The organism is Dietzia sp. (assembly GCF_036741115.1).
GTDB lineage: Bacteria > Actinomycetota > Actinomycetes > Mycobacteriales > Mycobacteriaceae > Dietzia.
Map to the genome: position 1 here is coordinate 1 of NZ_DAINST010000082.1, position 12516 is coordinate 12516.

Consider the following 12516-nt stretch of genomic DNA (forward strand, 5'->3'; position numbering starts at 1 on the left):
TCGCCTGCGCGAGCGAGCCATCGGTGGAGAGGTTGTGGGTCGCCGAGACGGTGTCGGTGTACTCCCAGCCCTTCCGGAGCTCCTCGCCCGTGGCGGGCTGGGTCAGCTCCGGTGCGGTCACGGCGCCGCCGTCGAGCGAGACCTCGACCTTCGCCTCGGTGGAGCCGGCGTAGAAGCTCGTGCCGAGGTAGGACTCGCCGCCGGCGAGATCCGCGGCCGAGACGGTCGTGGTCGAGATGTCGGCAGGAGCGTCGCCCTGCTTCTTGTCGTCCTGCCACTTCTTCGCGCCCACGGCCCATTCGCGCCAGGTCGGCGTGTTGAGACCGACGAGCATCTGCCGCTCCTGCGGCTCGTTGCGCACGGTGTAGAACTCCGAACGCTTGTCGCCGGAGTACTGGAAGGTGAGCACGCCGGGCTCGGCGGCGTCGGAGGTGTACGCGTACGGCACGCCGTCATCGTTGAGCCCGCCCGAGTACCACGAGCCGGAAACGGCGCCAGCCACGATCTGGTCGTGGGTGAGCTCCGGGACACCCTTGTCCGCCCACTCCTTGCGCTTGTCGCCGGCCAGGAGGTTCTCCAGGGTGTGCGTGTGTCCGCCCACGGTCGCCGCGTTGGGGTAGTCGGCGATGATGTCGTAGAACGCGGCGGCGTTCTGGGTGACCACGCCGGAGTAGTTGACGATCGGCGCGTGCGCGGCGACGAGGATCTGCTTGTCCTTGTCCACCTTCGCGAGGTCGTTGCGGAGCCACTCGAGCTGCTGCTCCGGGATCGCCTCGGTGTAGCCGCCGCTCTTGCCGTCCGGCTTGCCGCCCTTGTAGACAATGTTGTCGAGGGCCACGAAGTGCGTGTCGCCGACGTCGTAGGAGTAGTACGGGGCACCGAAGTCGCGACGGTACGTGTCGAGCGCGTGCTCGTCGGAATCGGCGTCGTAGTCCTGGTCGTGGTTGCCGGCGAGCGCGCGGATCGGGCCGTTGGCGTTCTCGTAGAGCCCGCGAAGATCCGGGTTGAGCGAAAGGTCGTCGCCGACGTTGTCGCCGAGAAGGAGGAGCCCGCAGGTCGCGTAGTCGTTGCGCTTCATGAGGTCGGCGACCGCACCCTTGCGCGCGAACTCGACCTCTTCCTTGTCATACGTCTGCGTGTCGGAGGCGATGGGGCAGGTCTGGTCTGCGTTCGCGGTCCCCGCCGACTTCGCCATCGGGAAGTTCACGGCCTTCGGGGTCGGGCCGGTGGGCTCGAGCCCGCCGAACTTGAGGTCGGGTGAGCCCTCGGGCAGGTGGTTGTAGCTGAACTGCGCGAAATTCTGCTCGTCGACCGGGACTTGCCAGCCCGCGGGCTGGGTGACGAACGCGGTGAAGTTCTCGCCGGCCGGGAGCTCGTAGCGCCCCTCTTCGTCCGTGGTGGCGACATCGGTGCCGTTGGAGACCTGGACACCGGCCACGCCCGCCTCGCCCTCGTCGAGGACCGAGTTCTTGTTCGCGTCGTCGAAGACCTGCCCCTTGAGCACGGACGTATCGTCGGCTTCCCCACCGACGACCTCGACCGAGCCTTCGTACAGGCCCTCGTTCTCCGGGTTGCCGCTGCCGGGCAGCAGATCACCGAGCGAGCCGAGCGGGTTGGCGAGCGAACCCTCGACGGAGCCCTGCAGCTCGGTGGAGCTCTCGGGGATGGATGACGACGGGGCGGCGGCGGCCGGCGTGGCGGCCAGCGCCACCACGGCTGCGGCGGACACGCCGACGAGCGCGGTGCGACGGGCGCTCAGGAAAGCGCCCCCGACCTTGTTTTTTGCTGTGGACAAAGCGAACTCCTCGATGCGGATGTGGTCGAACTTCGTTCAACGCCGCACCGTAGAGGCGCTAGAGGACGCCGAGGTGTCCTATACATTTCCTGAGAAATAACCGCGCATTTACGCACGGTTTATTGTCCACCCTAGCTGCGTGGACACTTGTTCAATTCTGCCTAAAAATTATGACGAATCGTTTAACGCTTTTTTGAATGGCGGCTTTCTCACACCGCGACAAGGAGCTCGTCCCTATCGACCTCGACGAGCGTTCTGTCCGACATGTTCCGCATGAGCAGGAGGGCCGGGATTCCGGCAACGAGGATGACCACCGTGGCGTAGATGGCCGGCGCGAGCGAGACGCCGGTGGACGAGATGAGCCACGCGGCGATGAGCGGCGAGAGCCCGCCGAAAGCGACGGTCGCGATGTTGTAGCCGATGGCCATCCCGGAGAAACGGCCGATGGCGGTGAACTGCTCGGGAATCGCGGCGGCGGCGATCGCGCTCCACCCCGCCGCGGGCACCGCGAGGAACGCTGCCGCGCCCACGCCGACGCCCGAGTCTCCGACGCCGAGGAGCGCGTAGACGGGGATGGTCGTAATGACGAGCGCGGCGACGAGCAGCCCCAGACCCCACACGCGCCCGAGCTTGTCGGAGAGCAGGCCGAAGAACGGGGTGACGACGATGGCCGCGACCGCCGCGACCGTGCCGAGCCCGAGCGAGCCCGCCTGTTCGAGGTGCACCTCCTCGACGAGGTACGTGGGCACGTACGTGATGTTGAGGAAGTAGCTCGTGGCGCCGACCGTGGACACGAGGAACGCGACGAGCACGGCGCGCGGCTGGTGACGCAGCACGAGAACCAGCGGGGACTCGCGCCACGTGCCGGCGGCGGCCGCGCCGTCGGTGGGCGCGGCGGCGCGGATCCGCGCGGTGGTCTCGGTCTCCTCGAGCATGCTGCGCAGGGGGATCATCACCGTGGCGAGGATGCCGCCGAGCACGTAGAGGAGGCGCCAGCCCCAGTCCTCCATGGACTGCGGCGAGAGCATTTCCGCCGCCAGCGTCGCCGAGCCGACGGCAAGAAGCGCTCCGACCTCGCTGTTCGCAGAGGCCCACGAGGCGGCGAGGCCGCGACGCCCGGGCGCAGCCGATTCCATGAGGTAGACCATGGTTCCCGTGTATTCCGCGCCCACGGAGAAACCCGCGAGGCAGCGCAGCGCGACGAGGCCCACACCGCCCCAGATCCCGATCGATTCGTACCCCGGCAGCGCGGCCGTGCCGAACATCGACACCGCGATGAGCGCCGCGGAGATGACCAACGCCGCGCGCCTGCCTACCCTGTCCCCGAGGTGCCCGAACACCATGGCGCCGAGCGGGCGGAAGAGGAAGCCGGCCGCGCCGATCCCCAGCGTGAGCAGTACCGAATTCTGGTCGTCGCCGAAGAATTCCTTGGTGAGGATCGACGCGACGTAGAAGTAAACCGAGAAATCGAACCACTCGACGATGGTGCCGAAGGCCGCGACGAGCATCGAGCGCCGGCGCCCGGGACGAGAGTCGCCGCCTCCGGGGCCGCCCGAAATGTTGCCCGAATTCCCGACTTGGTCGGACTTTGGATTCATGGGTCGAACACTACTCATTGTGTCCGACTTCGCGTGTTGCCGGCGACGGCAGCGGCGATATCTGCCGCAGCGCGTGCGTTTATCGGCAGGCGGGGCCGCGGGAATCGACCTCGAGGTGAGCCGAGCCCTCGGAATGCCCGAATGGCAACTCTGTCGACCCGGCGGCGCGCAGCCAGGGCTGGTCGGAGCGGAGGTGGATGTCAAGTCCGTACCGGCTCGGTGTGCCGGAGAGTCCGAGAGTCACATTGCCGTTTTCGGAGTGGGTCTCGGCTCGCCCCTTTTCCCCGGTCTCGAGATCGGTCCAGTCGACCGTCAGCGTTTCGTCGACTGGATACAGAATCGAGTTCATGTTGAACGGCGTCGGGAAGTACCGATCCTTGTTCGACACGGAGACATCGACCATCCGTTCGCTGCGGTCGCCGTAGCTCCAGCACGCCGAAGCCGCGTAGATGTCATACTTCGTCGGCCCACGAAAGACCCAGGGATCGTCCATCATCACTTCTGCGTGCGCAGATGGCCCACTGTCGAATGTCCTCCCGATAAGCCCGTCTTGCGATGCGGGCTCGAGGGCGGAAGCCATTCCTTGCCCGCCCACGACAGCAGCCGAGGCGAAGAGAGTCACCATCGCGAATCGGTACACGGTGGCGCGAGAAGAGGGGAGCATCGTCTGAAGTCCTTTCGGCGGGGGCGTGCAGGCACTGGTCTGTCCTGTACATTGCCGTCAAATGTGCGCCGTTACCGTTTGGCTGCACCCGTGTCGTGTCACCTACCCGCCAACCCCGCCTTGCCGCCGAGATCGGGCGACGAGCACTAGCCCCTAGTCCATGTTCCGAAGTGCGGAAGGTAGATGCGCGCTGCGCCGACCTCAAGGCAGTCGACGGTGGCGAAGATCCCGATCTCGTACACGTCCCTACCTCGAAGGTCGTCCGGGCGAACTCGGCGAGCCCAGCGTTGCCCGGCGCCCAGTGGCCAGCAGGCCGCAGGTCCATTGCCCCCTCGAACGGGCGCGGAGTGCTGTCGAGCCCGGGCCCTAGCCCTCGACGACGCCGCAGCCGGCGCGGGCGCCGGCATCACCGGTCTTGAGCGTCTCCTCGTCGGGCGTGGGCGCGTAGTGCTCGGGGATGTTGGCGAAGTTGTCCGCGCCGGCGTGGATCATGACGGCCGTGCCCTCTCCGCCGGTGAGCTGTTCGACGGAGAACCGGTCGGTCGTGAAGCTCGCGTGCGCCTCGCCGTTCTCGCCCACGAGGAGCGGTGGCATGTCGCCCGCATGCTCGGGATGGTCCTTCTTATCGGGATTGAGGTGCCCACCCGCGGAATTGAAGGCCTTGTGTTCGCCCGAGTCGTTCATCGCATGGGGATCGCACTTTCCGGTGTCGTGGATGTGGAAACCGTAGAAACCGGGCTCGAGGCCCGTGATGTTTGCGGTGACCTCCACCTCGGAGCCCTGTGGCGCGAACGATACGGTGCCGAGCTCGGCACCTTCATCGTTGGCGACCTTGGCCGTGGCCGCCGGCTCGGCGGCGTCGGAGGAGGACGCCGCGGATGCCTCAGCGGACGAGCCCGCAGCGTTGGAGGATTCCCCTTCGCTGGAGCCTCCATCGTCCGAGCTGCACGCAGCCGCAAACATCAAGGCGGCGGCGCTCGTGAGACCGAAGGCCAGCCGTCCGGCGGTGCGGGTCTGTCGGGGACGTCGATCTGTCGTCGTGCTGCGCATGGCGTCGCTCCTCGTCGGTTGCGGCGCGGACTTCCCCGCGCCTGGCGGTTCGAGAACTCCTTGTGCTCACACCTACACGAAGAGGACAACGCGAGGAAGTGGATATACGGGTCCGTCCACTCGAAAGTGCGGCCCTGCCGGAGCCCCGACGAGTTGACAAGAAGGAGGATTGCGGCTCGCTCCCGCACCGCGTGTGGGTAATCGCGAAAGGCTCTTCGCACGCCTTCCGGGACCGGGCCGAACGTCCGCGTCGTTACGTCGCGCGCGGACTCGAAAACCGAGACATCGCGGTGTTTCGAGCCCACGTCCCGCGGGCCGATATTCGAGCAAAAAGACTCGACTCATGAGTTGCTCTCAGAACCATTACCCCCGAATGGCAATTTTCTTCGCGGGCGCAACTCAAATATCACCCCCTCCGCATATCACTTGAATTCACTGCTTTCCCAATTGTCACTTTGGTAACGCTTCTGAATCCTATTCTGCCTGTGCCACCTGCTATTTCACCTGAGGCTAGACATCGTCGTGACGGCCTTGTTACCGTTCCGATACATTCAAGTTGGCAATCGACGCCGCTTCCATTCGGCCCGCCGAACGGAAAAAATAGCCTCCCGAATTCTCGTCGAGGCGCGGCACAGTCTCGAAGGGACAATCACTATGGGAGCTCATTCCGCACCCACCACCCCGCACGCACGCCGCTTCGCCGTTGCCGGCCTTCTCGCCGGAGGTGCCGCGATCTTCGGCGCCGGCGCCGCCTCCGCTCAGCCCGTCGATGTCCCGACCGGCAGCGTCGAGGGACTCCCCGACTCCGTGACCGTCGACGTGCCGGACAACGTCTCCGTGCCCGCCGAGGTCGACCAGTACGCCGACGTCGCCGGCTTCGACCCCTCGGGCCTCGTCGACGCGATCTCGAGCCAGCTCGGCAGCGCGCTCCCGGGCCAGAACGCGCACGGCGCCGCCGCTCTCGCCGCCGCCCAGACCAAGATCGGCTCGCCCTACGTGTGGGGCGCCACCGGCCCAGACGCCTTCGACTGCTCCGGCCTGACCTCGTGGGCCTACAAGCAGGCCGGCGTCGACATCCCGCGCACCAGCCAGGAGCAGGCCGCCCAGGGCACCCCGGTCGACATCAACAACCTCCAGCCCGGCGACCTCGTGACCTTCTACTCGGGCGCCACCCACGTGGGCATCTACGCCGGCGACGGCCAGGTGCTCAACGCGCCGACCGAGGGCGTGCCGGTCGGCTACGCCCCGCTCGACTCGATGCCGATCTACAACGCGGTCCGCTTCTAGGCAGACGGCGTTCGCCATCGCCGCGAAACGGGCGGCGCGCCTCTCGGTGCGCCGCCCGTTTCGCGTATGTAACTACCGCCCCGATCGCGGTGGCCGCCGGGCCGTGAGCCCGAACTCAACGCAGTGGATCAACCCGCGTCGAGGCGATGTATTCGGGGCGCCGCTCCGTGCCATCGAATGGGCGCTCGGGCGCGTTCTCCACGCTGTTGAACACGAGGAAGATGTTCGATCGCTGGTACGGGGTGATGTTGCTTCCCGAACCGTGCACGATGTTCGAGTCGAACCACAGGCCGTCGCCTGCCGAACCCGTGAACTGGTCGATGTCGCATTCCGCGACGAGCTCGGTCATGTCGGCGTGGCTCGGCACCCCGCTCTCCTGCGCGACGAGGGACTTCTGGTGGTTCTCCGCCGGAGTGGGCCCGCCGCAGGGTATGAAGTGACGGTGGGAGCCGGGTAGCAGCATGAGCCCGCCGTTGAAGGGGTAGTTGTCGGAGAGCGCCAGCGACAGACTCACTGCCCGCGGTCGCGGCAGCCCGTCCTCGGCGTGCCAGGTCTCGAAATCCGAGTGCCAGTGGAAGCCATTGCCGACAAAACCCGGCATGTGGTTGATCCTGCTCTGGTGGACATACACCTCGGATCCGAGGATTGCGCGCGCCCGATCGAGCACTCGTGGATCGCGGGCGATCGAATCGACCAGTGGCGACATCACGTGGACGTCGAAGATCGAGCGCAGCTCAGATCGCTTGCCGCCGAGTGTTCGTCCTGGTTCGAAGCCGGACTCGCCTTTTCCCTCGGGAACCGGCGTCGGGATGACGACGCCCGGCGCGGGCGAGACGACCGCCACAGACATCCGGCATTCGGCACACAGGCACGACACAGGGAAATCGCGGATGCTGACGAGGAACTCCGGAGCTGTAGGTAGCTGACGTGGCGCCCGGATCCCCAACGATCGGAGCCCAGTCGTGAACACCCTCGCAGGTATCCCCACCCATCCTCTCTTCGCGCACGCCGCCGTGACCCTTGTTCCGCTCACCGTGATCATCGCCCTCGCCGCCGTATTCTCGACCCGCGCCAGGCTTCGGATCGGCGGCGTGGCGCCGGTGCTCGCCGTCGTCACCGTCATCGCGGTCTGGCTCACCCGCATCGCGGGGGAATATCTCGCCTCGCAGGAAGGCCCCGGCCAGGCCGCGGCAATACACGCACACTCCGAGAAGGCCGATGCGCTCATGATCTGGAGCGTGATCTTGGCCGTGACCGTACTCACCGTGTACGTCCTCACCTCGGCCCGCTTGGCTGCGGTGCGTAGCCACATTCCGGCGCTCGGTTCGCGGCCGGCGTTCATCGTCGCCGGGGTCGCCGTCGCTATCGCGTCGATCGGCGCGATGTGGGCCGTCATCGCAACCGGCCACTCGGGCGCGGAGATGGTGTGGGGCTGAACCATCGGTTGCCTGCACAGGTTCGCCCCACGCGGAGTTCGTGTTCTTCTTCGCCGAGGCGTGCGTCAACGACATCGACATCCCGCACACCCGCCAGAAAGAAGGTCGCCCTGGCTTCCAAGTCGGATCCGGGCACCGCCGTCGGCTGCCACACCGGGTCTCCACGAAATGAGCGAGCCCTCTCGCCATTTCGCGAATAGGCCCGCAACGCTCAGTAAAACCTTATGCTGCAAGCCATGCGCGCAGCCTTCACCCCTCGCCGTCCCCACCGCCTCCGCCTCGTCCCTAACGCCTTGTTCGCCGCGGCGACCGTCGCTACCGCAGCGGCAGGCAGCGGCATCGCCTCCGCCGCAGACAACGGGAACTGGACCCAATACCGCTCCACCCCGACCCACAACACACACGTATCCAGCGGCGTCGAGGACCTCTTCTCCGGGGCGATCAGCACCGACGGCGAGGTCCGGGCGACGCCGGTGGTCGCCGGCGGCAAGCTGTTCATCGGCAATCACGGCACCGGGGCCCTCCAGGCGTACGACCTCACGGACGGGCGCCAGCTCTGGAAGTCCTCGGCGCCGAACTGGGTGCACTCGGAGATGATCTACGCCGACGGTGCGGTGTTCGTCGGTTACGGCAACAGGTTCTTCAACCCCGATGGCACTCGCGGAACCGGGGAAAGCGGCGTCATCAGCCTCGATCCAGAGACGGGCGAGGAGCGCTGGCGCTTCCCCACGCCCGGCGAGGTGATGCCGACGCCGGTGGCGCTCGACGGAGCGGTGTACGCGGTCACGGGAGATCGACATCTCTACAAGCTCGACGCCACCACGGGCACGGAGCTGAAGAACGTCGACATCGGGCACGTGGTGAGCATGTCCTCCCCGGCCGAACACGACGGCACGCTCTACTTCGGTAGCGGATCACCGGCGCCGTACACGTTCCAGGCCTACGACACCGAGACCGAATCCATTGCATGGCAGCACCCGCTCGGCGAGTTCGACCGCGGTCTCGACGACGTACCCCCGGCCGTCGACGAGGACGTCGTCGTGACCACAGGAAACGCGACGCGCCTTCCCGGTCTCTCGGGCCCGCTCGAGGAACACACGATCGTCGCCATGGACGAGGCCACGGGCGCCGAGCTGTGGCGCCGGCCCCTCGGCTCCGGACAGGCGCCGGATAACAACCGCTCGGGAGCGCCGACCATCGCAGACGGCACAGTGTTCGTGGGCAGCCCCACGACCGCGGCGGTGTACGCCTTCGACCTCCGCACCGGGGAGCAGCTCTGGCGGAACCCCATCGGCAAGGTCCTCGGCGCGCCTGTCGTGTCCGGTGGCGATGTCTACTTCTCGACCACGGCCGGGGACGTCTACCGCGTCGACAAGACCACGGGCGCGATCAACGGCAAACTCGAGCTCTCCGGCAAGCTCGCCCCGGCGGGCCCGATCATCGTCGACGACTCGCTCGTGGTCGGCAGCCAGAGCTCGCACGTGTACATCACGCCCCTTTCCGAGGTCCCGGACTTCACGGTGCCGGCGACATCGCCGCTCAGCTCGGTGGTGGATCCGCTCGGCTCGGCCGCGACGGTCTCCGGGTCAATCGGAGTCGACGCGGGTTCGCTCGACGCCCCTTACTGATCACTATCGACAAGGCCGAACGGCGAGGTTCCCACCCGGGGACCTCGCCGTTCGCCGTCATTCTGGAGCAGCTCGGGGCCGCCTCGCGCCCCTACTTCTTGACGTACAGATTCTCGATCTGGTCGGAGTACTTCCGCGCGATCTGGGCGCGCCGCAGCTTCATCGTCGGGGTCAGCTCGTCGCCGCCCGGCGCCCAGAAGGTCGGCAGGATCTCCCACGTACGGATGTGCTCCACGCGCGAGAGCTTCGCGTTCGCGTCGTCGACGGCCTTCCCGATCGCGGCGAGGATCTCCGGATGCGAGGACATCGCGACGGGATCCGGCTCGCCCAAGCCGGCCTTCTCGGCGAACGCCGCGGCAGCGTCCGGATCGAGGGTGATGAGCGCGGCGATGTGCGGACGCTGGTCGCCGATCGCCGCCACCGCGCCGACGAGGGGGCTCACGCCCTTGAGCGCACCCTCGACGTTCGACGGCGAGATGTTCTTCCCGCCGTTGTTGATTATGAGCTCCTTCTTGCGATCGACGATGGTGAGGTAGCCCTCGTCGTCAATCACACCGACGTCGCCCGTGTGGATCCAGCCGTCGGCATCGAGCGTCTGTGCGGTCTTCTCCGGATCACGGTGATAGCCGCGCATCACACCGCCACCGCGAACGAGCACTTCGCCGTCATCGGCGAGCCTGAGCTCCGTGCCCGGAATGGCCTTGCCTACGGTCCCGACCTTCGGCTTCGCCGCGGGGCACACGGTGGTCACCGCCGAGGTCTCCGACATGCCCCACGCCTCGAGGACGTCGATGCCGAGGGAGGCCATGAAGTCGAGCGCGCTCCGGTCGATCGGCGCCGCGCCCGAGACGGCGGCCGTGAGCTGGTCCATGCCGAGCTTCTCCCGGAGCTTCGACAGCACCACCTTGTCGGCTAGGGCGTACTGGATCTTCTGCACGATCGACAACGGCTGCTCGGCGGCTGCCGCCTCGGCCTTCTTCTTGCCGACGTCGACGGCCCAACGCACCAGGTTTCCCTTGACGCCGGTCTCCTCGTCGATCGTGGCCTGGACCTTGCCCACGATCTTGTACCAGAGCATCGGGACCGCGACGAAGAAGGTGGGGTGGACCTGCCCGAGCACGTCGATGAGCTTTTTCGGGTCGTCGCAATCGGTGACGGTGATCCCGAAGTACATCGGCGCGTACTGGCAGATCCAGCGGTTGATGAGGTGCGCATCGGGGAGGTAGGAGATGACCCGGCCGTCGGTGAGATCGCCGATGACGCCCGTGATGACGTTGAGCTGGTACAGCAGGTTCGAGTGCGTGAGCTCGACGCCCTTGGGGTTCCCCGTGGTCCCCGAGGTGTAGATGAGGGTGAGAACGTCGTCGATATCGACCGCCTGCCAGGCGGCATCGAAGTCGAAATCGGCCTTCGGTGCGGCGACGAGTCCGTCGAGGTCGAGGACCGTGGCCGGTGCGTCGATCGAAGCATCGTCGATGACGATCATGTGCGTGGCGGTCGAGGAGTTGATGCGCGGGACGAACTGCGCCTCGGTGACGACGACCTTCGGCTGCGAATTGCCGAGGAGGTAGTCGATCTGCTCCGGGGCGCTGGTGTTGTAGATCGAGAACGCGATGGCGCCCAGGTGCATGCACGCCGCGTCTACCACGTGGAACTCGGGGCGGTTGGTGAGCATGATCGCAACCACGTCTCCGTGGCCGACCCCGAGGCCCGCGAGCCCGGCCGCGACCTTGCGCACCTCCGTGTCGTACTCGCTCCACGTGTAGGTCAGGGACCCGTCCGCGTTGGCGATGGCGATCTCGTCCGGCTTATCGGCGACCTGACGCTGGAAGTGATGGCACAAGCTGTTCGTCATGATGTCTGGCTCCATGTCTCCACACGGCGAGTGTGATTTACCCCGCAGATGTTGTCGCGACTCGCGCCCGCGGTTGCGGGAGTGAGATCCGCGACGGCACGCATTGACAACGCTGCTATCTCGCACGTTCGAAAATGTTGCGGTCGTTCCTGATGTACGGTCAACTGAGATATCTCAACTGACATCGTATGATGTCATCATAGCGTTCACATTGGAATCCGCGAGAGGAATCGTCGTGAAGAACCTGTTTCCCGACTACACGCCCGCATGGCTCACGGAGGAGCGAGCCGAGCTCCGGGACCACGCCTACGAGTTCGCGCAGCGAGAGCTCGTCCCCCACCAGGAGCGCTGGGCCGAGCAGCAGCAGGTCGATCGCGAGCTGTGGAACAAGGCGGGCGAGGCCGGCCTCCTGTGCGCAGACATCCCCCAGGAGTACGGCGGGCTCGGCGGCACCTTCAGCCACGAGGCCGCGGTGCAGCACGCCGTCACGATGACCGGCGACACCTGCTTCGGATACTCCGTCGGTTCGACCATCGTTCCCCACTACTTCCTCAACTTCGGCACCGAGGAGCAGAAGCAGCGCTACCTCCCCAAGCTCGCCTCGGGCGAGTTCGTCGGCGCGATCGCGATGACCGAGCCGTCCGCCGGTTCGGACCTCCAGTCGATCCGCACGACTGCCAAGCGCAGCGGCGACGAGTACGTGATCAACGGGTCTAAGACCTTTATCACCAACGGTTCGCACTGCGACGTTCTCATCCTCGTGTGCAAGACCGATCCCGAGGCGAAGTCCAAGGGCATTTCGCTCATCGTCCTCGAGACGAAGGACCTCCCCGGCTTCGAGCGCGGCCGGGTGCTCCACAAGATCGGCATGCACGGTCAGGACACCCGCGAGCTGTTCTTCGACGACGTCCGCGTCCCGGTCGGGAACCTCCTCGGAGAGCAGGAGGGGCAGGGCTTCTACCAGCTCATGGGGCAGCTCGGCCGCGAGCGGCTCATCATCGCGGCGACCGGCGTCGCCGCCGCCGAGTTCGCCGTGCACGAGGCCCTCGGGTACACGCGGGAGCGCAAGGCCTTCGGCCGCTCGATCGCCGATTTCCAGAACACCCGGTACGAGCTCGCCGACTGCAAGGCCCAGGTGTTCGCGGGCCGCACGATGGTCGACGCGGCGCAGGTCATGGCGGACGAGGGCAAGCTCGATCCGAC

Annotated in this window: 10 protein-coding genes; 4 read left to right on the top strand and 6 right to left on the bottom strand. The window is 66.6% G+C overall.

Going from position 1 to position 12516, the window contains the following annotated elements; translation table 11 throughout:
* The 4 genes from V7E05_RS11780 to V7E05_RS11795 all read right to left on the bottom strand — a co-directional run.
* On the bottom strand, window positions 1–1795 hold a 1795-nt coding region (locus V7E05_RS11780; RefSeq protein WP_333619844.1), incomplete at its 3' end, for a calcineurin-like phosphoesterase C-terminal domain-containing protein.
* A gap of 209 nt (window positions 1796–2004) precedes the next feature.
* A complete protein-coding gene (locus tag V7E05_RS11785; RefSeq protein ID WP_333619845.1) occupies window positions 2005–3393 on the bottom strand; it encodes an MFS transporter in 1389 nt (462 codons plus the stop codon).
* 79 nt (window positions 3394–3472) lie between these two features.
* Window positions 3473–4057 (bottom strand): hypothetical protein, encoded by a 585-nt coding sequence (locus V7E05_RS11790; protein WP_333619846.1) that lies wholly within the window; start codon window positions 4055–4057, stop codon window positions 3473–3475.
* A 366-nt stretch (window positions 4058–4423) separates the two neighbouring features.
* Complete coding sequence (locus V7E05_RS11795; RefSeq protein WP_333619847.1) at window positions 4424–5107, bottom strand: superoxide dismutase family protein; 684 nt, start codon at window positions 5105–5107, stop codon at window positions 4424–4426.
* Window positions 5108–5761: 654 nt separating this feature from the next.
* On the opposite strand from V7E05_RS11795, the gene V7E05_RS11800 reads away from it, so the two are divergent.
* Window positions 5762–6394 (top strand): C40 family peptidase, encoded by a 633-nt coding sequence (locus tag V7E05_RS11800; protein WP_333619848.1) that lies wholly within the window; start codon window positions 5762–5764, stop codon window positions 6392–6394.
* A 115-nt stretch (window positions 6395–6509) separates the two neighbouring features.
* Here V7E05_RS11800 and V7E05_RS11805 read toward each other — a convergent pair whose 3' ends face one another.
* On the bottom strand, window positions 6510–7244 hold the full coding sequence (locus V7E05_RS11805; RefSeq protein WP_333619849.1) for a phytanoyl-CoA dioxygenase family protein: 735 nt from the start codon (window positions 7242–7244) through the stop codon (window positions 6510–6512).
* A gap of 112 nt (window positions 7245–7356) precedes the next feature.
* Between V7E05_RS11805 and V7E05_RS11810 the strand changes: the two genes are divergently transcribed.
* Both V7E05_RS11810 and V7E05_RS11815 read left to right on the top strand, forming a co-directional pair.
* A complete protein-coding gene (locus V7E05_RS11810) occupies window positions 7357–7830 on the top strand; it encodes a DUF2231 domain-containing protein (RefSeq protein WP_333619850.1) in 474 nt (157 codons plus the stop codon).
* A 236-nt stretch (window positions 7831–8066) separates the two neighbouring features.
* Window positions 8067–9458, top strand: a complete 1392-nt coding sequence (locus V7E05_RS11815; protein WP_333619851.1) for an outer membrane protein assembly factor BamB family protein — start codon at window positions 8067–8069, stop codon at window positions 9456–9458.
* Window positions 9459–9549: 91 nt separating this feature from the next.
* On the opposite strand, the gene V7E05_RS11820 is transcribed toward V7E05_RS11815, so the two are convergent.
* Window positions 9550–11313 carry an AMP-dependent synthetase/ligase gene (locus V7E05_RS11820; protein ID WP_333619852.1) on the bottom strand — a complete coding sequence of 588 codons (1764 nt, stop codon included), beginning with the start codon at window positions 11311–11313 and terminating at the stop codon, window positions 9550–9552.
* Between the two features lie 235 nt (window positions 11314–11548).
* Between V7E05_RS11820 and V7E05_RS11825 the strand changes: the two genes are divergently transcribed.
* A partial coding sequence (locus V7E05_RS11825; protein ID WP_333619853.1) for an acyl-CoA dehydrogenase family protein occupies window positions 11549–12516 on the top strand: 968 nt, incomplete at its 3' end.

Excerpts from the sequence above, each read along its gene's own strand:
- V7E05_RS11815 (WP_333619851.1), top strand. The coding sequence starts at position 8,067 with ATGCGCGCAGCCTTCACCCCTCGCCGTCCCCACCGCCTCCGCCTCGTC.
- V7E05_RS11820 (WP_333619852.1), bottom strand. The coding sequence starts at position 11,313 with ATGACGAACAGCTTGTGCCATCACTTCCAGCGTCAGGTCGCCGATAAG.
- V7E05_RS11805 (WP_333619849.1), bottom strand. The coding sequence starts at position 7,244 with ATGTCTGTGGCGGTCGTCTCGCCCGCGCCGGGCGTCGTCATCCCGACG.
- V7E05_RS11790 (WP_333619846.1), bottom strand. The coding sequence starts at position 4,057 with ATGCTCCCCTCTTCTCGCGCCACCGTGTACCGATTCGCGATGGTGACT.
- V7E05_RS11800 (WP_333619848.1), top strand. The coding sequence starts at position 5,762 with ATGGGAGCTCATTCCGCACCCACCACCCCGCACGCACGCCGCTTCGCC.
- V7E05_RS11785 (WP_333619845.1), bottom strand. The coding sequence starts at position 3,393 with ATGAATCCAAAGTCCGACCAAGTCGGGAATTCGGGCAACATTTCGGGC.
- V7E05_RS11795 (WP_333619847.1), bottom strand. The coding sequence starts at position 5,107 with ATGCGCAGCACGACGACAGATCGACGTCCCCGACAGACCCGCACCGCC.